Annotated in this window: 20 protein-coding genes and 1 pseudogene; 6 read left to right on the forward strand and 15 right to left on the reverse strand. The window is 64.4% G+C overall.

Annotation, left to right across the window (positions count from 1 at the left end; all coding sequences use genetic code 11):
- Positions 1-37: 37 nt before the first annotated feature.
- From EO136_RS00600 to EO136_RS00650, 11 genes and pseudogenes are all read right to left on the reverse strand, one after another.
- Complete coding sequence (locus EO136_RS00600; protein WP_127142529.1) at positions 38-847, reverse strand: alpha/beta hydrolase; 810 nt, start codon at positions 845-847, stop codon at positions 38-40.
- A gap of 54 nt (positions 848-901) precedes the next feature.
- A complete protein-coding gene (locus EO136_RS00605; RefSeq protein WP_127142530.1) occupies positions 902-1405 on the reverse strand; it encodes a GNAT family N-acetyltransferase in 504 nt (167 codons plus the stop codon).
- A 3-nt stretch (positions 1406-1408) separates the two neighbouring features.
- Complete coding sequence (locus EO136_RS00610; RefSeq protein ID WP_127142531.1) at positions 1409-2053, reverse strand: DsbA family oxidoreductase; 645 nt, start codon at positions 2051-2053, stop codon at positions 1409-1411.
- Between the two features lie 252 nt (positions 2054-2305).
- The gene (locus tag EO136_RS00615) at positions 2306-2524 is read right to left on the reverse strand and encodes an outer membrane protein (protein ID WP_127142532.1); all 219 of its coding nucleotides are present in this window, start codon (positions 2522-2524) and stop codon (positions 2306-2308) included.
- 381 nt (positions 2525-2905) lie between these two features.
- Entirely contained in the window at positions 2906-3529 is a 624-nt protein-coding gene (locus tag EO136_RS00620) for a LysE family translocator (RefSeq protein WP_246018222.1), read from the reverse strand.
- A 94-nt stretch (positions 3530-3623) separates the two neighbouring features.
- Positions 3624-5027, reverse strand: coding sequence for an NAD(P)(+) transhydrogenase (Re/Si-specific) subunit beta (locus tag EO136_RS00625; protein WP_127142533.1), 1404 nt, complete (start codon positions 5025-5027; stop codon positions 3624-3626).
- A gap of 82 nt (positions 5028-5109) precedes the next feature.
- Positions 5110-5358 (reverse strand): colicin immunity domain-containing protein, encoded by a 249-nt coding sequence (locus EO136_RS00630; protein ID WP_164730373.1) that lies wholly within the window; start codon positions 5356-5358, stop codon positions 5110-5112.
- 39 nt (positions 5359-5397) lie between these two features.
- Positions 5398-5697, reverse strand: a pseudogene (locus EO136_RS00635) (proton-translocating transhydrogenase family protein); the annotation flags it as partial.
- Between the two features lie 2 nt (positions 5698-5699).
- On the reverse strand, positions 5700-6887 hold the full coding sequence (locus tag EO136_RS00640) for a Re/Si-specific NAD(P)(+) transhydrogenase subunit alpha (RefSeq protein ID WP_127142536.1): 1188 nt from the start codon (positions 6885-6887) through the stop codon (positions 5700-5702).
- Between the two features lie 60 nt (positions 6888-6947).
- Complete coding sequence (locus EO136_RS00645) at positions 6948-7118, reverse strand: aa3-type cytochrome c oxidase subunit IV (protein WP_127142537.1); 171 nt, start codon at positions 7116-7118, stop codon at positions 6948-6950.
- Positions 7119-7159: 41 nt separating this feature from the next.
- Complete coding sequence (locus tag EO136_RS00650; protein WP_127142538.1) at positions 7160-8980, reverse strand: M3 family oligoendopeptidase; 1821 nt, start codon at positions 8978-8980, stop codon at positions 7160-7162.
- A gap of 216 nt (positions 8981-9196) precedes the next feature.
- Here EO136_RS00650 and EO136_RS00655 point away from each other — a divergent pair, with 216 nt between their 5' ends.
- The 4 genes from EO136_RS00655 to dxs all read left to right on the forward strand — a co-directional run bounded on the left by EO136_RS00655 (position 9197) and on the right by dxs (position 16414).
- Complete coding sequence (locus EO136_RS00655) at positions 9197-10681, forward strand: sigma-54-dependent transcriptional regulator (protein ID WP_127142539.1); 1485 nt, start codon at positions 9197-9199, stop codon at positions 10679-10681.
- 136 nt (positions 10682-10817) lie between these two features.
- Positions 10818-12470 (forward strand): L,D-transpeptidase family protein, encoded by a 1653-nt coding sequence (locus tag EO136_RS00660; protein WP_164730374.1) that lies wholly within the window; start codon positions 10818-10820, stop codon positions 12468-12470.
- A 220-nt stretch (positions 12471-12690) separates the two neighbouring features.
- On the forward strand, positions 12691-14376 hold the full coding sequence (locus tag EO136_RS00665; protein ID WP_127142541.1) for a peptidoglycan L,D-endopeptidase MepK: 1686 nt from the start codon (positions 12691-12693) through the stop codon (positions 14374-14376).
- 97 nt (positions 14377-14473) lie between these two features.
- Positions 14474-16414 (forward strand): 1-deoxy-D-xylulose-5-phosphate synthase, encoded by a 1941-nt coding sequence (gene dxs / locus EO136_RS00670; protein WP_127142542.1) that lies wholly within the window; start codon positions 14474-14476, stop codon positions 16412-16414.
- A gap of 50 nt (positions 16415-16464) precedes the next feature.
- On the opposite strand, the gene EO136_RS00675 is transcribed toward dxs, so the two are convergent.
- On the reverse strand, positions 16465-16746 hold the full coding sequence (locus tag EO136_RS00675) for a DUF2312 domain-containing protein (protein WP_127142543.1): 282 nt from the start codon (positions 16744-16746) through the stop codon (positions 16465-16467).
- Between the two features lie 177 nt (positions 16747-16923).
- Here EO136_RS00675 and EO136_RS00680 point away from each other — a divergent pair, with 177 nt between their 5' ends.
- Both EO136_RS00680 and pyk read left to right on the forward strand, forming a co-directional pair.
- A complete protein-coding gene (locus EO136_RS00680; protein WP_127142544.1) occupies positions 16924-17388 on the forward strand; it encodes a DUF1036 domain-containing protein in 465 nt (154 codons plus the stop codon).
- Entirely contained in the window at positions 17385-18821 is a 1437-nt protein-coding gene (gene pyk, locus EO136_RS00685; RefSeq protein WP_127142545.1) for a pyruvate kinase, read from the forward strand. Before EO136_RS00680 ends, pyk begins: the two co-directional genes overlap by 4 nt.
- A 94-nt stretch (positions 18822-18915) precedes the next feature.
- Here the strand turns inward: pyk and ykgO are convergent, their stop codons facing one another.
- From ykgO to EO136_RS00700, 3 genes are all read right to left on the reverse strand, one after another.
- On the reverse strand, positions 18916-19041 hold the full coding sequence (gene ykgO, locus EO136_RS00690) for a type B 50S ribosomal protein L36 (RefSeq protein ID WP_127142546.1): 126 nt from the start codon (positions 19039-19041) through the stop codon (positions 18916-18918).
- 112 nt (positions 19042-19153) lie between these two features.
- Positions 19154-20437 (reverse strand): acetyl-CoA C-acetyltransferase, encoded by a 1284-nt coding sequence (locus tag EO136_RS00695; protein ID WP_127142547.1) that lies wholly within the window; start codon positions 20435-20437, stop codon positions 19154-19156.
- Between the two features lie 5 nt (positions 20438-20442).
- Complete coding sequence (locus EO136_RS00700; protein ID WP_246018223.1) at positions 20443-22401, reverse strand: 3-hydroxyacyl-CoA dehydrogenase NAD-binding domain-containing protein; 1959 nt, start codon at positions 22399-22401, stop codon at positions 20443-20445.
- Positions 22402-22405 lie beyond the last annotated feature (4 nt).

Here is a 22405-nt window from a genome sequence, read left to right on the forward strand (position 1 = left end):
TTTCATTGTGCTCATGGCACAGCCCCGCAGCGCGACGTCAGGTGCCCTCCAGCGCGGAACCAAAGAATTCCTGCGCCCGCGCCCAGATGCCCGCGGCCCACAAGTCCGCGTGCCCCGCCCCCTCGACGATCCAGAGGTCGTAAGGATTGGGCACTTCGGAAAACAGCCGCTCCCCATTGGCGACGCTGACCACTTTGTCTGCGGTCCCGTGGGCGACAAACACCGGCTCCTCGACGTCGGCGATCCACTCATGGGAGCGGAACTGGTCGAGCATGAGCAGGCTGACCGGCACGAAGGGATAGCGCTCCTGTGCAACGGAGACGGCCGAATAGAACGGCGTCTCGAGCAGCAGCGCCGCGCTCTGGCGCTGGCTGGCCACATGGATGGCCGGCGATGCCCCCAGCGACCGCCCCCAGATGAGAAGCGGCCCGCCCTGCTCGGCCGCCCAGTCATAGGCCGCAAGGGCGTCCTCGAGTATGCTCTGCTCACTGATCTCGCCCGGGGAGAGCGGAAAGCCCCTGTAGTCGACGGCGAGAAAGCCGTACCCCTCCGCCGCGAAGGCTTCGAGCCGAGGATACTCGGCCGTCACGCTGCCCGCATTGCCGCGATAATAAACGATCGTGGCCATGGTGTCCTGCGGCGGCGAATACCACCCGCCCAGCGCGTCGCCTTCTCCTGTCGGGATCGAAACCAGCCGGGCCCTCTCGAGTGCCGTTTCCGAAATCTCGTAGATCCGGCCATCCTGCGCATAGAACAGCGCGCGCTGATTGACATAGAGCAGCCCGACGAGCGCGATATAAGCGATGATGACGACGGCGATGGTGCCGAACAGGATTTTCCGTACCATGAGCTCTCCCTCGAGTGGCCCGAATCGGCGGCGCCGACGCCAACCGGCTCACTATCAGTTGCCAAAATGGCGATAAACCAGATCGCCGGGATCGGGCCTGACCGCGTGGGGATCGAGGCGACCGCCCAGCCTTTCCGCGAGCCGGCAGGAGCGCAGATTGTCCGGGTCGATATAGCTGACCAGCGTGGCAGACCGCGCGGTGTCGCGGGCCCAGCCCAGCATCGCGCTGGCGGCCTCGAACGCGATCCCCCGGCCTTCAGCCGCCGCGTAGACGAACCAGCCCAACTCGTGCTCGGGAAACAGAGGCCCAGCATTGACCGCGACCTGGCCCAGCACCTCGGCGCCGGCCCTGTCCTCGATCATCAGCGCGCCACTGCCGAAGAGATCCCATTGCGCATGATCGGCGCAGAACATGCCCCAGGCGGCAGACCGGGAAAACGGTCCGCCCATATGCCGCGCCCGGTCGGACGCCATCAGCGCACCATAGGCGGGCCAGTCCTCGGCGCGCATCGGGCGGAGCAGCAGACGATCGGTTTCCAGTGTCGGTGGCACGACCATGGCTCAGTCGAGGCTTGCCTCGCCAAGGGCGACTCTGAAGGCGCGCGCGAAGACGTCCGGCGGCTGGGCGCCCGAAAGCGCGAACTGGCCGTTGAAGATGAAGAAGGGCACGCCGGAGATGCCCTGCTGGGCCGAGGCGAGTGCCATGGCCCGCGTGGTGGCGCGTTCGTTCTCATCGGCCAGAAGAGCCTGCACCGCCTCGGACGCAAATCCATGATCCACGGCGATATCGGCCAGAACCTGCCGGTCGGCGATGTTGCGCCCTTCGAGAAAATAGGCCGCTGCCATAGCCTTGGCCAGACCGTACTGGTGCTCTGGCGCTGCCGAGCGGATCAGCGTGTGCGCGTCGATGGTGGGGTAGCTCATGGGCTGCACCGAGAGGTCGAGCGCCACGCCCGCTGAGCGCGCGGCCTCTTCCACGCGGGCCTGCATGGCCGCAATATCCCCGCCATACTTTGCGGCCAGCCGCTCCCGCGTATTCTGGCCCTCGGGCGGCGTCTCGGGATCGAGCAGGAAGGGATGGTGGGTGATCGCCACCTCGACGTCATCGGGCAAGGCCGCAATGGCCTCGTCGAGCCGCGCTGTGCCGATCAGGCACCAGGGGCAGACAACATCGGTGAAAAGATCGAGTTTGAGCATTCGTGCCATACTGCCCTCGGGTGTGGAGATCGCTTCGATGTTCCGGAGAACGAGGCTGCATACCTATCCTGATTTCCCTTGCGACGGAACCGGCGTCGGACCGCGACGGCGAGGTTCGCGGCAGCCACGGCGGCCCAGACGCACAAAAAGAACGCCCCTTTCCGGCCCTGGAGCGGAAAGGGGCGTTCGATTGGATGCAGTGAGGCGCCGCCGCATGTGGGCCCCCGAAAGAGCCCCGCATGCGGCGGGTGTCAGCGCTGCCTAGAACTTGAAGCTCACGCCGGTGCCGATCGACCAGTTGGACACGTCCTGGGTCACTTCATAGGTCGCGTCGGTCTCATCCGACTCGCCCTCAACCGAGATGCTGCCGAAATTGGTCCAGCTGCCTTCAAGAGGCAGGATTGAATTGTCGGTCGCGGCGTACTCAACGCCACCACCGACCGTGTATCCCTGAGGGTCTCGGTGTTGGAGCCTTCCCACTCGTAGTGCTCCGTGACTTCCTGTCCGAAGAGGTCGTCGTAGTCAGGGCCGTCAATACCGTAAGTGATAACGCCGGTTTAAGTCGCAGATGCAGACGTGGTCGCTGTGGCCTCCGACATTGCCGGCCCGCCCATGGCAAAAAGCATGAACCGGTCCGCAGCAAAGCCTAGAGCATATCCTGTTCTGATTGAATCAGAACAGGAGCTCTAAGTCTTTGATTTGTCGCGTTTCCGAACCGGGAAAGTGTCTCCACTTGTCCTGGAAACGCTCTAAGTGGGCGACAGGCGCGAAACAGCTGTTGTACGTGGTGTCGAACGCCAGTTCGCTTTCCTGAGTAACTTGGCCAGACCGAGACTGTGCGCGCCGATTTCAGGGAATGGCTTAGCCTGCTGTGGACCATGCGAGCCAGACCGCCACTCCCACCAGCATGGCCCCGAACACGGCCCCAAGTGCCCGACGGTGACCTGAGCGCGTGACGAAGGGCTCGAGCGCGCCTGCCCCCAGAACGATGAGCGCGTGCACGAGGGTGGCTGCGCCCACATAGACCAGCACCAGAAGGCCAAACGCACCGATCGGCGCTTCGGCCGCGAGGAAACTGGGCAGCACGGCGATATAGAAGACTGCGGCCTTGGGATTGAGCAGATTGGTGACCAGCCCGCGCCGGAAGAACCCCATTGGGGTGCCCGCGAGCTGGCGCGCTCCGATCGGTGCATTGGCATCACGCCAGCTCTCATAGCCGAGCCAGATCAGATAGGCGATGCCCGCCCAGCGGATTCCCTGGTACAGGGCCGGGGTCTGGGCGACGAGCGAAGCCATGCCCACCGCGGCCAGCCCCCCGATCACCGCCAGGCCAAGGGCCACGCCCGCAACCGCGAACAGGCCCGCGACCCTGCCGTGCGAAAGGCCCAGCAGCGCCAGATAAGCCATGTTGGGCCCCGGCGTCAGTTCGACGGCAATCGAGGTGACAAAGAATGCGCCGATGGTGCCCGCGGATGGCCAGTCCAAAGCTCTCCCCCAGTCCCTTCGATGGCGCGGAGCGGTGTGGAGCGCGCCCAACCGGATCGAGCCGGCAGCCCCGGGGCGGGCGCTGCGCTACCGGTCAGTGGTTGAGCGTCTTGACGATGTTCTCGGTCATCTTCTTTGCATCGCCGAAGAGCATCATCGTGTTGTCGCGGAAGAAGAGTTCGTTTTGAACGCCCGCATAGCCGGCTGCCATGCCGCGCTTGATGAACAGCACAGTGCCGGCCTTTTCCACGTCCAGCACCGGCATGCCGTAGATCGGCGAGGTCTTGTCGGTCTTGGCGGCAGGATTGGTGACGTCGTTGGCGCCGATCACGAAGGCCACGTCGGCCTCGCGGAATTCGGAGTTGATGTCTTCGAGCTCGAAAACCTCGTCATAGGGCACATTGGCTTCCGCCAGCAGCACATTCATGTGCCCGGGCATGCGTCCGGCCACCGGGTGGATGGCGTATTTGACGTCGACGCCCGCTTCCTTGAGCGCATCGGCCATTTCCCGCAGCGCGTGCTGCGCCTGGGCGACCGCCATGCCGTAGCCGGGCACGATAATGACCTTGGAGGCGTTGGCCATGATGAACGCGGCATCCTCGGCCGAGCCCTGCTTGACCGGACGTTCCTCGACGCCCTCGGGGCCGGCGGCGGCATCATCGCCACCGAACCCGCCGAGAATCACCGAGATGAAGCTGCGGTTCATCGCACGGCACATGATGTAAGAAAGAATGGCACCCGAAGAGCCCACCAGCGCACCGGTTATGATGAGCGCGGTATTGCCCACGGTAAAGCCGATGCCCGCTGCCGCCCAGCCCGAATAGGAGTTGAGCATGGAGACCACCACGGGCATGTCCGCGCCTCCGATGGGGATGATCATCAGGATGCCCAGCGCCAGCGCGATGATCGTGATGGCCCAGAAGAGCACCGGATCGGCGGTGACCGAGAAGATGCCGACCAGCACCAGCAACAGAACGCCGAGACCCAGATGGATCATGTGCCGCGCTGGCAGAAGGATTGGCTTGCCGCTCATGCGCCCGTCGAGCTTGGCGAACGCGATCACCGAACCGGTGAAGGTGAACGCGCCGACGGCGACGCCGATGCTCATTTCGATGAGCGCCTGCATGTGGATGTGTCCGTCGGTCGCGATCCCGAAGGCATCGGGCGCGTATAGTGCCGCGGCGGCAACGAACACCGCTGCCAGCCCCACCAGCGAGTGGAAAGCCGCAACGAGCTGGGGCATGGCCGTCATCGGCACCCTGCGGGCGATCACCGCGCCGATGCCGCCACCGATGGCGAGCCCGGCAATGATCAGCAACCAGGCCATCGGATCGGACGGCGCCGCGATGGCGAGGGTGGTCAAGATGGCGATCCCCATGCCCGCCATACCGAAATAATTGCCCCGCCGGGCCATTGCCGGGTTGGACAGCCCGCGAAGCGCCAGGATGAACAGCGATCCTGCAATCAGGTAGAGCAGCGCCGCAAGATTTGCCGACATGTATCAATTCCCCCTTGGGCTCAAGCCCTTGCACCCCTTGTCAGGCGCGAGCTTCCCGCGCTCAGATCGGCGGTATCCGTACTCAGTTTCGCCCCGGCTCGGGCCAGGGCTCGTCCAGCCTTGCCAGATATCCGCGCACTTGGTCGCGGAGCTGGCCTTCATCGATATCGTCGGTGTCGCGCAGCGCCGGGTCGGCACAATAGGCGTCCACCGCATAAAAGGTCAGATCGACGGCGTAGGGCATCGGCCCATTCCTGTGCGCCCGGAACATCTCGAGAAACCGGCTCTCGAAGGCCGGACCATTCATCCTGCCTTCGGCAAAATCGGTCATCAGCGCCTTCCAGCCGCCCGCGTCCATCCGGCCCCTCGCCTAGCCCTTCTTCTTGTACATCGCGAGCATTCGCTGGGTGACCAGAAAGCCCCCGAAGATGTTCACGCTGGCCATGATCAGGGCCGCGAACCCGAACCATCGGGCCGGACCGTCGCTGTCGACCAGGTTGACGCCCACCGCCAGCAGAGCGCCGACCACAATCACCGAGGAAATTGCGTTGGTTACAGCCATCAGCGGGGTGTGCAGGGCCGGCGTCACGCTCCAGACCACGTAGTATCCGACAAAGATCGCCAGCACGAAGACCGACACGAAAAAGAAGAAGGGATCGACTACACCGCCCATTATGCGTCTCCATCTTTGCTGGCCGCCTCAGGCGCGGCGGGCGCTTTTGCCGCGGCGGGCGCCGCATCCACCAGGTTGGGATGAACCACCGCGCCGTCGCGCGTCAGAAGCGTCGCGGTGACCAGCTGGTCCTCCCAGTTGACGGCCAGCGCCTTGTTTTCCTTGTCGACCATGGTCTCAAAGAACGCCAGAAGGTTCTTGGCGTAAAGCTGGGACGCGGTCGCAGCGATCTTGCCGGGCAGGTTGAGCGTGCCGATGATCGTCACGTCGTTGTGGACGATCACTTCGCCGGGCGCGGTCAGCTCCACATTGCCGCCGCGCTCTGCGGCCAGATCCACGATCACCGAACCCGGCGCCATGGATTCCACCATCGCCCGCGTCACCAGCTGCGGCGCGGGCCGCCCCGGGATCAGGGCCGTGGTGATCACTATGTCCTGCTTGGCGATATGGCCGGCGACCAGCTCGGCCTGCGAGGCCTTTTCCGCGTCGGTGAGCTCGCGGGCATAGCCGCCGGTGCCCGACGCATCCTTGAGCGCTTCGGTCATGATGAACTTGGCGCCCAGCGATTCCACCTGCTCGCCGGCAACGGCCCGCACGTCGGTGGCCGAAACCGCAGCGCCCAGGCGACGCGCCGTCGCGATGGCCTGCAGCCCCGCCACGCCGGCGCCCATGACGAACACCTTGGCGGCGCGGACCGTGCCCGCCGCAGTCATCATCATGGGCAGCGCGCGCTCATACTGGGCCGCCGCGTCGATGACTGCCTGATAGCCGGCGAGGTTCGCCTGGCTCGAGAGCACGTCCATCACCTGTGCACGCGTGATGCGCGGCATGAATTCCATGGCGAAAGTCGACAGCCCCGCACCGGCGAGGGCGGCAATGTCGTCCTCGTGACCGAAGGGGTCCATCATGCCGATCACCAGGGCCCCGGTTCCGGCGCCGTCGAGGTCCGCGGCCCTGGGCCGGCGCACCGTGAAGATGACCTCGGCGCCTTTGAGCGCTTCGGCCGCTGACCCGGCCATTGTCGCACCGGCTTCGGCATAAGCGGCATCGGAAATGCGCGAATGCTCCCCTGCGCCGGCCTCTACGGAGACTTCGGCGCCCAGCCCGAGAAGCTTGGCAACGGTTTCAGGGGTCGCGGCCACGCGGGGCTCATCCCCGACACGCTCGCGCAAAATGGCAATCTTCATGCGTTACCGCCCTCCCCTGGGCGCGTGAGTAATCGACCGGACGGTCGCTGACCGCGCCTTCTAGACCAGGAGCAGGTAAAGGACGATCAGCAGTATGGCGACGAGGATGGTGCCCCATTTCGACATCGACATGAAAAGCGCGAACGTGCGCTCATGCTCTTCGAAATCCTTTTCCTTCTGCTTTGCGCCAACCGGCTTGTCCGAGAAGGTTACCGTCTGCTGTTCGGCCATTTTCGTCCTCTGTAGATATCCAATGCGTCGTTCGGTCGAGTTCAGGCCAGCCCCGCCTCGACCTGTGACACCTCGAGCTCGTCGATCAGCCTCTCGATCATCGAGAGCCCAAGGGTCCAGAATTCGGGATCCCGGGCATCGAGCCCAAAAGGCGCGAGCAGCTCCGAGTGGTGCCGCGTGCCCCCTGCGGCCAGCATGTCGAAATAGCGGTCGGCGAACCCGTCGCTGGCTTTCTCATACTGTGCGTAGAGCGAGTTCACAAGGCAGTCTCCGAACGCATAGGCATAGACGTAGAACGGCGCGTGGATGAAATGGCCAACATAGGACCACAGCACCTCATATCCATCATTGAGCCGGATTGCGGGACCCAGACTTTCGGATGAGACAGCCATCCAGTGTGCATCGATCTCCTCGGCCAGCAACTCGCCCTGGCGACGCGCGGTATGGATCCGCCGCTCAAAAGCGTAAAACGAGATCTGCCGGACCACGGTGTTGAGCATGTCCTCCACCTTGGATGCCAGAAGCGCGAAGCGCTGGACAGGATCGGTGGTCTTCTCGAGCAGCGCCCGGAACGTCAGCATCTCCCCGAAAACGCTGGCGGTCTCGGCCAGCGTCAGCGGTGTGGGAGCCATCAGCTCGCCCTGCCCGGCGGCCAGCCGCTGGTGCACCCCATGGCCCAGCTCATGGGCGAGGGTCATCACATCGCGCGGCTTGCCCATGTAGTTGAGCATCAGATAGGGGTGCGCGGTCGTGACCGTAGGGTGCGCGAACGCGCCCGGCGCTTTGCCCGGCTTGACTCCGGCATCGATCCAGCCCTTCTCGAAAAACGGCGCTGCGATTTCCGCAAGGCGCGGCGAGAAGCGCCCATAGGCGTCCATCACCGTGCTGCGTGCCGTGTCCCAGTCAAATATCCGATCGTCGCTCCTGGGCAGGGGCGCGTTTCTATCCCAGGCGTCGAGCTTGTCCTTGCCGAACCATTTCGCCTTCATCTGGTAGTAGCGATGGGACAGCCGCGGATAGGCCGCGGTCACCGCCGCTTCGAGCGCTTCGACGACCTCGCGCTCGACCGAGTTGGCCAGGTGCCGGCTGTCGGCGATATCTTCATGGCCCCGCCAGCGGTCCGAGATTTCCTTGTCCTTGGCGAGGACATTGGTGATCTGGGTGAAGAGCCGGCGATTGGCCGACAGCGTGCTCGTGAGTGCGCCGAAGGCCTCCTCGCGCCTGGCTTCGTCCCGATCGCTCAGGCGTGCCAGGGTCTGCTCGAGACCCAGCATTTCGCCATCGACGAAAAATTCGAGCGAGGACATGGTCTCGTCAAACAGCCGGTTCCAGGCCCCGTGACCGGTGACGTGCTTGTCGTGGAACAGCTCCTCTACCCGATCCTCGAGCTGGAAAGGCCGGAACTTGCGCAATTCGGCAAACCACGGCCGATAGCGCGAGAGCGCCTCGTCGGCGTCAAGGGCGGCATCGAGCGCCCCGTCGTCGATCCGGTTGATCTCGAGCGTGAAGAACAGCGTCCGTGTCGAAAGCGTGGTCAGCTTTTCCTGGATGTCACCGAGAAACTTCACCCGCTTGGGATCCTGCGTGTTCTGCGCGTAGACCAGATAAGCGAACGAGCCCAACTGTCCGAACACTTCGTCGAGCCGCTCATAGCGGGTGATCGCTTCCATGAAGCGGCCTTCGCGCGCCAGCGCATCGAGCCGGCCCTTGTAGTCGGCCTCGAACGCCGAGGTCTCCTTTTCGAGGAAATCGAGGTCGGACTTGAGTTCGGGCGCGTCCATTCCTCCATAAAGGTCCGAAAGATCCCATTGGGGCAGATCGCCGAGTTGGCTCGATGCTGGGGCGGCCGGAAACGTGGACATGAGGGCGCGATACTCCGCGAAACAACAGGGTGGCGGGCACACTAGCGACGCGCCCGGCAGGTGCCAAGGGGCACGGGCGCTCCATTCTCGCCCACCGTTCGCCGTCGGCGTTAAAACCCTGTTAAGCGATGCTTTCTAACCTGCCCCAAATCGGCACAGAACCCCTGCGATTCGGGGCATGTCCGAAAGTCGCAAGCGGGGAGCGCGCACCAGAGAATGAACAAGGTCCTGATTGTGGACGACGAGCCCGTCCAGTGCCGGCTCGCCAGTGAAACTGTTGCCCGGGCCGGGTTCGATCCGCTTGTCGCCCATTCGGGACGCGAAGCCCTCGATATCCTCGCAAGGAGCGACGACATCGCCGCCATGATCCTCGACCTCGTGATGCCCGACATGGACGGCATGGCGGTTCTCGAGGCCCTCAAGCGGCGCGATACGGCCCTGCCGGTCATCGTCCAGACCTCCCAGACCTCGCTCGAGACGGTCGTCTCGGCCATGCGCCTGGGCGCGACCGACTTCTTCGTCAAGCCGGTCGCGCCCGAACGCATCACCGTCTCGCTGCGCAACGCGCTCAAGGTCAAGACACTTGAGACCTGTCTGCGGGTTGAACGCAACAAACGTTCTGGCGCATTCGGGTTCGATGACATCATCGCGGCGAGCCCGGCCATGAGCCGGCCCATAAGCCTTGGCCGCAAGGCAGCGGCAAGCACGATCCCCGTTCTGGTCGAGGGGGAAACCGGGGTGGGCAAGGAATTGCTGGCGCGCGCCATCCAGGGGTCGGGCGACCGCGCCGGCAAGCCGTTCGTCACAGTCAATTGCGGCGCCATACCCAAGGACCTCGTGGAGGCCACGCTTTTCGGCCACGTCAAGGGCGCCTTCACGGGCGCCATTGCCGACGCGCCGGGCAAATTCCGCGAAGCCAACACGGGAACGCTCTTTCTCGATGAGGTCGGCGAACTCCCGCCCGAAACCCAGGTCAAGCTCCTGCGCGCGCTCCAGGATGGAGAAATCGAGCCGGTGGGCGCCTCCAGACCCGTGCGGGTCAATGTACGGCTGATCTCGGCAACCAATCGGCGATTGCTGAACCTGGCCCGCGACGGCCATTTCCGCGAAGATCTCTATTACCGGCTCAACGTCTTTCCGATCTATGTACCGCCCCTGCGTGAGCGCCGCGAGGATATCGCAAGGCTCGCCGTCCATTTCCTCACGCGGTTTGCCGCCGAAGAGGGCCGCCATGTCAGCACCATCGACCCTGCGGCGATGAGCCTTCTGGAAAGCTATGACTGGCCGGGCAATGTCCGCCAGCTCGAGAACGCCGTCTTCAGAGCCGTGGTGCTCGCCGAACACGCGGCGCTGACCGTGGCCGACTTCCCCCAGATCGTGCTTGCCGCGGAAGGACACGCCGAGGCCAAAAGCACCACCCACGCCGCCTTCACCATGGCCCGCCCGATCCATATCGATCAGGCGGCCCCACCCTTGAGGCTGGCTGAACCTGTTCCGAGCCCCGTGGCTGACCGGTTTCTCGACGAAAGCGGCGATCTTCTCGCCATCTCCGAAATCGAGCGCGACCTGATTGCCTTCGCAATAGACCACTGCGCCGGACGCATGGCCCAGGTGGCCCGCCAACTGGGCATCGGCCGGTCGACGCTGTATCGCAAGATCAAGGAATACGGCCTGGAGCGGGAGGCCGAAAATGTTGCCTAAAAGCCGCATCTGCCTGCCATCCCGACATCACATTTTCGACACGAGATTGGCCATGCCCAGGACGTTGGGTACATCATGGGGCCAAACAGGGGCGGCTTGCCGTTCCGCTCGAGCAGACAAGAAAAGGGGCTCAACCGTGCTCAGGATTTCGGTATTCGCGCTCTTTGCCGCCATGGCCCTGGCCGCGCCCCAGGCGTCGGCCACCACGCTCGAAACAGTCACCGTGGGTTCCGTCGAGGCCACCCGGATCGTTATCTCGCCGCCGCGAAACGATCTCGCCAAGGCGATCCGCTCCGACCTGCGCGCCGCCGTCGACGCGGCTCCGCAGGGCTCGCGTGCCCAGACCGAGGCCCGTGAGCTCTACTATTTCTACGGCGCGCGGCATTTCGAGCCGCTCTGGCTGACCGAAAGCCAGACGGGAAGCGCCGAGTTTACCGACGCGGCCCACGAGGTCATCGCGCTGTTTGAAAACGCCCACCTCGAAGGGCTGGACCCCGACGACTACCTCACCGATGCGCTCGTTTCCGATTTCAACGGTGAACTGGCGGATTTGACCACGCTGGAAGCCGAGTTCTCGGCTGCCATGGTGCGCTATGCGCAGGACGCCTATTCGGGGCGCCTCGATCCCAGGAGCGTCACGCGCAATTTCGACATCGCCACCAAACGGGTCGATGAAGCCGAACTGCTCGCCAACCTCGCCGGATCGGCAAACCCGGCAGCGGTGCTCGCGAGCTACCACCCGGACCACCGCGAGTTCCAGGCGCTGCGCGCGCTTCTGGCCGAACACTACGCCGGCGAGGCCGAAGAGCCGATCATCGTGCCCGGAGGCACCATGCTCCGGCCCGGTATGAGCGATCCCCGCGTGCCGGTCCTGCGCGAACGCCTCTCGGTGGCCGCGCCTATTGGCGAGGACGCCGCACCCGAGCTTTACGACGAGCCCCTGGCCGACGCGATTCGCGCCTTCCAGGGGTCGATGAACCTCACCGTTGACGGGGTCGTCGGCCCCGCAACGCTCCAGGCCCTTAATGGCCAGCAGGGTGCTTCTGTCGGCCAGATCGTTGCCAACATGGAACGCTGGCGCTGGATGCCCGAGGATCTGGGAGAGTTCCACGTCTTGGTGAACATCCCCGAATACCATCTCGAGGTGAACAAATTCGGCAAGACGATCTGGGACACCAAGGTGATCGTCGGCAATCAGACACGTCAGACACCCGTATTCTCCGACGAGATCCGCCACGTGGTGACCAATCCCTACTGGAACGTGCCCCCCACCATCATGCGCGAAGATGTGATGCCGCGTGTGGTGGCAAACCCGGGCTATCTTGCCAGCCAGAACATGGAAGCGCTCTATGGCGGCCGCGTCATCGACGCCTGGAGCGTGGACTGGTCGCAGGTGAGCCCCGGCCAGGTGCGCGTGCGCCAGAGACCCGGCAGCTCCAACGCCCTGGGCCGGGTCAAGTTCCTGTTCCCCAATACTCACCATGTCTATCTGCACGACACCAACGCACCTGGCCTGTTCTCACGCTCGGCACGCGCGATCTCCTCTGGCTGCGTGCGGGTCGAGGACCCCTTCGGGTTTGCCGAGGCGCTGCTTGAATTTGAATCCAACTTCACCGTCGCCAGCCTCGAGAATTCGCTGGGCTCAAACGAACGCTGGTTCAACATGGACCGCAGGGTCCCGGTTCATCTGGCCTACTTCACGGTCCGCGTGGGCGAGGACGGCAGCGTCCGCTCCTATGGCGACGTCTATGGCCACGAGGCCACAATGATCGACATGCTGGGGCTGTAAGTGATCGCCCGGGGCGTAAACCTTTCGGTAAGATTTCCGCCACGCTCGCGCCGCCTTTCAGCCCTATAGCTCCTCGCGTTGAACGCAGGGGGCTGACGAGGGGTAGCGTTGAGAACCCGTTAGCGTTAACAATCTCGCTAGAGAGTCTGTGCTAGCATCCCGAGAGTTTTAAGCAAAAGCGGGCTGACAGGGCGTGACGAATAGGGCAACTGCGAATTTCATGCGCACCGCACGGGCCGTCACCATCGGCGCCGTTGTGGCCATTTCTGCACTGGTCGGGACCGCCGCTGCCGGCCTGGCCCAGGACCGCTCGCTCCACGTTCACTACACCCACACCAAGGAAACCGAGCACGTCGTGTTCAAGCGCAACGGGCGCTATGTGCAGACGGGGCTCGACCGGCTCAACCACCTGACGCGCGACTGGCGGCGCAACGAACCCACCAAGATGGACCCGGCCCTCTTTGACCTCCTCTGGGAAGTTTATCAGGAGACCGGATCGAACCAGCCGATCCATATCGTCTCGGGTTATCGCGCGCCGGCGACCAATGCCATGCTCGCCTCGAACTCCTCGGGCGTCGCCAACAATTCCCAGCACATGCAGGGTAAGGCGATGGATTTCTTCATCCCCGGCGTGTCCGCCTCCAGGCTGCGCGAAATCGGCTTTAAAAAGCAGATTGGCGGCGTGGGTTTTTATCCCTCCTCGGGCAATCCCTTCGTCCATCTCGACACCGGCTCGGTCCGCGCCTGGCCACGCATGACCACCGCCCAGCTCAAGCAGATATTCCCTGACGGTCGCACCCTGCATCTGCCGTCAAACGGCAACGTGCTGTCCAATGAAGGCCGGCAATATGCCCAGGCTGAATGGAACCGCTGCCGCCGCGTTCCCTGCGGCTCGGGCCCTGCTGCTGGCTCGGGTGACACCCGAATGGCCGATGGTGGCGACCGGCGCACGCTCATGGACCTGTTTACGGGCGGCGGACGGACCGAAACCGCCGCCGCGCCTCAGACCGCGCCGGCTCAGCCCGCTGCCCCGGCGGGCGAAGCTCAGGCGCCCGCCAGCGCTGCTCCTGCCACCCGCACCGTTTCCGTGGCCGCGCTGGACGCCCCTCCTCCCGCCCGGCCCGCCGCGCTTGGCGGCACGCCCCCCGCACCCGCTGACCTTCCATTCCAGCTCATCGAGCGCGAGACTGTTGCATCAGGCGAGCCCGATCTTGAGGCGCCGGTGCCGCCCACCATGCCCGAGCGCGTCGCAAGCCTGCGGGCTCGCGCTGCTCAGCCCGACCCCTCGGCTCCGACCGAAACCACCCTCTCTGATGGAGCCATGGCGATCGCGGCCCTCGATTCTCCGCCGCCGCCGCGGCCCCAGAGCCAGAGCGGCGCCGTTTCGGCCTCGGCCTACGCCGCGGCAGGCGCTTCGCTCGGCCGCCTCCTTGAAGCTCAGCCTCAAGCCCAGGATCCCGTGACCACGGCTTCGCTGCGGCCTTCGGTGACCGAAGCTCCGCCGATTTCATCGTCCGGCAGCGCGACGGGTGCCGTCATCGCCGCCTCGTTCAGCCCGCAAATGGGGCTCGAAAGCTTCGCTCACCTCTTCGAGGGCCCCATCACGCCGGAAGACGTCGCGTCTCCCGAAACGCTTACGGCCGATGTGCTCGATAGCATTTCCACGCGGCAGGGTGAATTATTCGCACCCGACCTCGACCACATCACCGACGTATTTCTCTCCCCCGAGCCAGTCTCCGGAGAGGGCTTTGCCTGGATCAACGACGCCCCCGACAACGGCGATTTCGATCCCGCGGTCCAGCCGGGCACGTTGGGCAATCACCAGTTTTCGCGGACAGCATCGCTTGGCACCGTGGAAACGGCCTTCGGCCGGGGCGATACGATCTGGGTGCGCTTCGGGCAGTGACCCCGGCCCAACAAAGGCCCTCATTGGTTGCAAAACACCAGGCTTGTCCCTACTAACGGACGACCAGCGCCACTCAGGAACAGCCAAGGCAAGGCCCGTGCCGGACACGCCAGACACTCCACTGCTCGATACCATACACTCTCCCGCCGACCTCAAGGGCTTGAGCCGCGACGAGCTCCTCCAGCTCGCCCGTGAGCTGCGTTCGGAGGTGATCGACGCCGTTTCGATTACCGGCGGGCATCTGGGGGCGGGCCTGGGCGTCGTCGAACTGACCGTGGCGCTTCATCACGTCTTTGACACCCCCGATGACCGGATCATCTGGGACGTGGGCCACCAGGCCTATCCCCACAAGGTCCTGACCGGCCGTCGCGACCGGATTCGCACCCTGCGCAGCAAGGACGGGCTTTCGGGCTTCACCAAGCGGGCCGAAAGCGTTTACGATCCGTTCGGCGCCGGCCATTCCTCCACCTCGATCTCCGCCGGGCTCGGCATGGCGGTCGCGTCCGAGCTCAAGGGGGAAAAACGCAACGTCGTTGCCGTGATCGGCGACGGCGCCATCTCTGCCGGCATGGCCTATGAAGCAATGAACAATGCCGGCGCCATGGATGCGCGCCTGATCGTCATCCTTAACGACAACGACATGTCGATCGCGCCGCCGACCGGGGCCATGAGCGCCTATCTGGCGCGGCTGGTCTCAGGCCCGACCTATCGCAGCCTGCGCGATGCGGCAAAGCACGTCTCCCAGATCCTGCCGCCCTTCTTCAAGGACAAGGCCAAAAAGACCGAGGAATACGCGCGCGGATTCTGGACCGGCGGCACGCTGTTCGAGGAGCTGGGCTTTTACTATGTGGGCCCGGTGGACGGGCACAATCTCGACCACCTCCTCCCCATCCTCAGGAACGTACGCGACGCCGAGGACGGGCCGATCCTGATCCATGTCGTCACCCAGAAAGGGAAGGGCTACGCCCCCGCCGAAGAGGCCGCCGACAAATATCACGGCGTCTCCAAATTCAACGTGATCACCGGCGCGCAGGCCAAGGCCAAGTCCAACGCCCCGTCCTATACCTCGGTCTTTGCCCAGTCCCTGATCGACGAGGCAACCGATGACGAGGCCATCGTCGCGGTGACCGCCGCGATGCCCGGGGGCACGGGGCTCGACAAGTTCGCCCAGCATTTCCCCACCCGCACCTTCGACGTGGGCATCGCCGAACAGCACGCCGTGACCTTCTCGGCCGGACTTGCGACCGAAGGCCTGCGCCCGTTCTGCGCCATTTACTCCACCTTTCTCCAGCGTGCCTACGATCAGGTCATCCACGATGTGGCGATCCAGAACCTGCCCGTACGCTTTCCCATAGACCGGGCCGGCTATGTGGGCGCCGACGGGCCCACCCATGCCGGTGCCTTCGACGTGGCGTTCCTCTCGACCCTGCCCAACATGGTGGTGATGGCCGCGGGCGACGAGGCGGAATTGCGTCACATGGTGGCAACCTCGGCGGCCTATGACGAGGGCCCGATCGCGTTCCGCTATCCGCGGGGCGAAGGCATGGGCGTCGATATGCCGGCCCGGGGTAAGATCCTCGAGATCGGGCGCGGCCGCATCATGCGCGAAGGCACGACGATCGCGCTCCTGTCTTTTGGCACGCGCCTTGGGGAATGCCTTGCGGCGGCCGAAACGCTCCAGACCTACGGCTTTTCAACGACTGTGGCCGACGCCCGCTTCGCCAAGCCGCTCGACACCGACCTCATCGAACGTCTAGCGCGCGAGCATTCGGTCATGCTAACGGTGGAAGAAGGAGCGATCGGCGGCTTCGGCTCGCACGTCGCGACCCATCTGGCGGCCAACGGCCTGCTCGATGGCGCGCTGCGGTTCCGCCCCCTGATGATGCCCGACCGCTATGTCGATCAGGCCGGTCAGGGCGACATGTATGGCCAGGCCGGATTGGATAAATCCGCCATCGTAGCCGCAGCACTGCGCGCGATCGGCGACGAAGCCCACGCACTTCAGGTCCTCGCAGCCGCCGGCAGAGAACCCATCTGAGATCAAGACGCCTGTTCTGGTTCAATCAGAACAGGCCATGCTCCAGTCTGCTATTCGCCCGCTTCGGCGTAGTCGTCATTGGCTGGCGCTTCGACCATCCCCAGGGCGTGGAGGTAGAGGTCGAGGATCGCTTCCTGCTCGGCGCGCTCATTGCGGTCCTGCTTCCGGATCCGCACGATCTGGCGCATGACCTTGGTGTCGAAACCCGTGCCCTTGGCTTCGGCATAGACTTCCTTGATGTCGTCGGCGATCGCCTTCTTTTCTTCCTCGAGTCGCTCGATCCGTTCGATGAAGGCGCGCAGCTGATCCCGTGCAATCCCGTGGTCGGCCATAACTCGTCTTTCCTTGCTGGTTCGCCCCCGTTCAACCCCAACCCGAACCGGGCTTCAAGTCCATAGCGCGGTTTCTCACAGGCAAGGCAGACAGCGCGACCAAATTGTGCCAAAAGCGCCGATTAGGAACCGGGGCGGTTGATTTGTCGACTCATCTACTGAAAGGCTCAGCTTCCCATGCGAATCGTCATTGCCGCGTCATCGATCGTGCGCACCACTGTTGCCGCAACGGCATTGGGCATCGTGGCGCAGCTCGGCTGGGCGACGCCGGCCAGTGCCCAGCTTGAGGTCTGCAACCGGACCCCGAACACCGTCTCGATAGCGCTCGGTTACCGCACAGGATCGGGCTGGCAGTCCGAGGGCTGGTGGGTGGCGGGGCCGGAGGCTTGCGCAACGGTCTATCAGGGTGCATTGAATGCACGCTACTATTACCTTTTTGCCGTGGACGACATCGGAGGCGGCGCTTGGGATGGAACGGTGTTCATGTGCACACAGGACACCAGCTTCACCATTTTCGGCGTGGAAGACTGCCTCGCACGCGGATATGAGCGCACGGGGTTTTTCGAGCTCGATACGGGCGACGAGCAAACCTGGACCGTGCAACTGACCGAAGACAACGAAACCAGCCTGGACATGCAATGAAACGATCGCGCAGCGTCAAAATTCTCGCCACCCTGGGTCCCGCCTCGAGCGACAGGGACGTCATCGAGGAGTTGGTCCGGGCCGGGGCGGACGTCTTCCGCGTCAACATGAGCCATGCCAGCCATGACGTGATGCGCGAAACCGTTGCAAAGATCCGCGAGGTGGAAAAGTCGGTCCGCTATCCCATCGGAATCCTCGCCGATCTCCAGGGCCCCAAGCTGCGCGTCGGCAAGTTCGCCGATGGCTCGGTGACGCTGGCGGCGGACGAGACCTTTACCTTCGACACCTCCGATACGCCGGGTGACAAGTCCCGGGTGTACCTGCCCCATCCCGAGATCTTCGCTTCGGTCAAGACCGGCGACCGGTTGTTGCTCGACGACGGCAAGCTCCAGCTCAAGGTGTCGGCCCATTCCGACGAGGCGATCAACTGCACGGTGATCTATGGCGGCAAGCTCTCGGACCGCAAGGGCGTCAGCCTGCCCGATACAATGCTGGCGGTCGGCGCGCTCACCGACAAGGACCGCGAGGACCTCAAGGCGGTGCTCGATGCGGACGTGGACTGGGTAGCCATGTCCTTCGTCCAGCGTCCCGAGGACATCATAGAGGTCCGCAAGCTCGTACAGGGCCGCGCAGGGGTGATGGCGAAAATCGAAAAGCCCCAGGCCATCGATCAGCTCGAGGACATCATCAAGCTCTCTGACGCCATCATGATCGCCCGCGGCGATCTGGGCGTGGAAATGCCGCTCGAGACCGTGCCCGGCCTGCAAAAGCGCATGATCCGCATGTGCCGCCGCCAGGGCAAGCCCGTGGTCGTGGCCACCCAGATGCTCGAATCGATGATCACCGCCCCCGTGCCGACCCGCGCCGAGGTGTCGGACGTCTCGATCGCGGTGTTCGAAGGCGCGGACGCCATCATGCTCTCGGCGGAAAGCGCATCGGGCTCCTACCCGGTCGAATCGGTGGCGACCATGAACAAGATCGCGGTGGCGGTCGAGCAGGACGCCAATTACCAGGGCATCATCCGCGCGCAGGCCACCCAACCCGAGGCGACCGCCGCCGACGCGATCTCCGCGGCGACCCGCCAGGTTGCCGAGACCCTCGATCTTGCGGCCATCGTCACCTACACCTCCTCGGGATCGACCGGCATTCGTGCCTCGCGCGAACGGCCCGCCAAGCCCATCATCGCCCTCTCGCCCAAGCTCTCGACCGTGCGTCGGCTGTCGGTGGTCTGGGGCCTGCACTGTGTGCAGACCGAGGACGCCATCTCGCTCGACGACATGGTCGATCGCGCCTGTGCCATCGCCTATATCGAAGGCCTTGCCCGGCCGGGTGATCGCGTGGCGATCACCGCCGGTGTGCCGCTTGGCACTCCCGGCGCCACCAACATGCTGCGCATCGCTTTCGTCGGACAGGATGGGGCTGGCGGATCCTGATCCGCCCGCTGTCCCAGTGCCGAGACAAACGAAAAGGCCCGGATTACTCCGGGCCTTTTCGTTTGTTCTGTCTTCAAGCCTTCGCCTGGAAGGATCAGCCCTGACGGGCCTTCATCCGGCGATTGGTCTTGTTGATGATGTAGACGCGGCCACGGCGGCGCACCAGCTTGTTGTCCCGGTGCCGCGCCATGAGCGCCTTGAGCGAATTGCGGACTTTCATATCACTTGCCTTCTGACAATAAGATCATGGGCGGGGCTCAAGGCACCGCTGTCGAATTTCGCCCGATACATAGGGGCATCGGCTGGCCCTGTCAACGCGGCCAACGCCGGATTCAGGCGGCTTCCACCAATGCGGCGACGCCCATGCCGCCCGCAGTGCACACCGAGATCAGCGCGCGGCCCCCAGCCCCTTGCGACACCAATTTGGCCGTCATGCCCAGAATGCGCGCACCTGTGGCCGCGAAAGGGTGGCCATAGGCAAGCGATGATCCGTGAATGTTGATCCGGTCCGACCGGATAGGGCCCAGCGGCTCGTCCCGACCCAGCACCTCTCGGTTGTAGTCGATGTCCTCCCAGGCCTTGAGCGTGCACAGCACCTGCGCGGCGAAGGCCTCGTGAAGCTCGAACAAATCGATGTCCTGGAACCCGATTCCGGCCCGCCGGAGCATGTTGGAGACCGCAACGGTCGGAGCCATCAGCAGCCCGTCCCCATGGGCGAAGTCGTTGGCCGACACCGCGCCCATTCTCAGATAGCCCAGAATTGGCAGGCCGCGCTCACGCGCCCAGTCTTCGGACGCCAGCAACACCGCCGCCGCCCCATCCGTGAGCGGGGTGGAATTGGCTGCCGTGAGCGTACCGCGCCCCGAGGACTTGTCGAACGCAGGCTTCATCTCGGCCATCTTCTCGAGCGTGGTGTCGGGCCGGATGTTGTTGTCCTTGAGGATGCCCGCGCAGGGGACCACGAGATCATCGTGAAAGCCCGAATCATAAGCTTCGCTGGCATTCCTGTGGCTCTTGAGCGCAAGCTCGTCCTGCGCCTCGCGCGCAATCGCCCACTCCTTGGCCATCAGCTCGCAATGCTCGCCCATGGAAAGTCCGGTGCGGGGCTCTGCGGTGGAGGGCGCCACCGGGGTCAACTCCCCGAGATTGAAGCCCTTGAACGCCCCGGCCTTCTCGCCGGCGGTCTTGGCGCGCGAAAGGGCCACCATGCGCTTTTGCATCCTGGGGCCATGCACCACCGGGCTGTCCGAGACCGTGTCCGAACCCGCCGCGATCCCGCTGTCGATCTCACCGGTGGCGATCTTGGCGCCGATGGTCAGTGCGGCCTGAAGCGAGGTGCCGCACGCGATCTGGAGCGTGGTGCCCGGCGTCTGAGGGGAAATGCCGGCATCGAGCAGCGCTTCGCGGGCGAGGTTGAAATCGCGCGAATGGGAAATGACCGCGCCGGCCATGACTTCGCCCACGGGCTTGCCCTTGAGCCCATAGGCTTCTGCCAGCCCGCCAAGGGCGGCAGCGAGCATCGAAAGGTTGGTTTCAGATTCATAGCCGGAATAGGCGCGGCAGAACGGGATGCGCCTGGACCCGACGATGGCGACTCTGCGGAGCGTATCGGTCATCTTGGTTATGCCTTTCCGTCGCGGCGCGCCTTGAGGGGACCTCCGAGGAACGGAGCAAATCCGGTCCCCAGGATCATCCCGATATCGGCCATGTCCGGGTTCTCGACCACGCCCTCGGCGACAATCTCTTCTGTGGTATCGACAAGCGGCTGGACCAGGTCACGCCCCAGCCCCGGCAGATTGCCATGGGGGGGCGCCTTCTCCTTTTTGGGCTTGCCGTCTTCCCAGACGTAAAAGCCCTCTCCGCTCTTGCGGCCCAGCTTGCCCTGGGCGACCAGTTTGGCGAACCGGCTGTTGTCGGGCACCTTCTGGCCGAGTTCGCGGGCCACCGAGGCTCCGACATCGAGCCCGACGGTATCCATGAGCTCAATCGGGCCCATGGGCATGCCGAAGGCCACCGCGGCAGCGTCGAGCTGCTCGGGGCTGTCCCCGTCCTCCACCCGCTCGATGGCCGAGATCATGTAGGGCATCAGCGCCCGGTTGACGAGGAAGCCCGGGGCTGACTTGACCACAACCGGGCTCTTGCCGATGGCCAAGACGAACGCGGCGCCGCGCCCGATGGCCTCGTCATCGTTCATCTTTGAACGAATGACCTCGACGAGGGGCAACTGGGCCACCGGGTTGAAAAAGTGCAGCCCGATCAGTCTCGACGGGGTTTCGAGCGTTTCAGCGATCCGCTCGAGCTCGATCGAGGAGGTGTTGGTCGCCATGATCGCTTCGGCACGGAGCTGCTTTTCGGCCGCTGCGAAGATCTCGCGCTTGACCTCTAGCTTTTCCACCACCGCTTCGATCAGGACGTCGCAGCGGGCAATGCCGCGGCCTTCGACATCGGGCATCAGCCGCGCCATGGCGGCGTCCACGGCCTGCTTTGTCTTGAGGCGCTTTTCAAAGAACGTGCGCGCCCGCGCGAGCGCCGGCTTGATCCTCTCGCTGTCCATGTCCTGGAGCGTCACAGCCATGCCCCTGAAAGCGCACCATGCGGCGATATCGCCGCCCATAACGCCGGCACCGACCACATGGACCCGCGCAAAATGGGGCTTGGGCCGGATTCCCTGCTTCTTGAGCCCTTCGGTGAGAAAGAACACCCGGCGCAGATTTCGGGCCGTCGACGAGTTCATCAGTGGCACGAACCCCCCGATCTCGGCGGCCATCATCGCCTTGGGATCGTCCCCGTGCCGCTCGAAAATGTCGATGAGCGCGAAGGGAGCAGGATAGTGGTCCTTGTTGACCTTCTTGGCCGTCTCCTCACGCATCTTGGCAGCCGTGCGGCCGCGCACCGGCCCCATGGCCAGCACGCGCTTGGTCAGCGGAGCCGGCTCGGATTTCGCTTTGGCTAGGATCGCCTTGCGCGCCGCCCAGCGCAGGGTGTCGCGATGACGGACCAGTCTGTCGACGAGATTGAGTTTCTTCGCCGTGCGCGCAGGCACCGCTTTGCCCGTCAGCATAAGCTGCATGGCATCGACCGGGCCGGCCTGACGGATCGAGCGCCCGGTGCCGCCGAAGCCGGGAAACAGCCCGAGCCGGACTTCAGGAAAGCCGAACCGCGTGCCCTCGTCATCGACCGCGACCCGATAGTGGCAGGCGAGCGCAAGCTCAAGTCCACCGCCCATGCAAAAGCCCGAAATGCCCGCCACCACGGGAACCGGAAAATCCTCGATCCGCTGCAGCAGCGCGTGCGTGCGACGCAGCGCTTCGGTCAGGGTCGCCGGCTCGCTCATATCGTCGAACTCGGAGATGTCCGCCCCGGCGACAAACCCCGTGGGCTTGCCCGAAAGAATGCCCACGCCGGCAATGCTGCCGGACTTGGCCTTGGCTTCAAGGTCAGCAACGATGGTTTCGAGTTCGCCGATCACCTCGCGGCTGAGCACATTGACCGAGCTCTTTTCCACCGAAAGGGTCAGCCAGACGATATTCTCGATATCGGTCGAGACCGTCCAGTTGGGTGCGTGTGCAGCGTCTGCCAAGGCC

The organism is Pelagibacterium montanilacus (genome assembly GCF_003992665.1).
Lineage (GTDB): Bacteria > Pseudomonadota > Alphaproteobacteria > Rhizobiales > Devosiaceae > Pelagibacterium > Pelagibacterium montanilacus.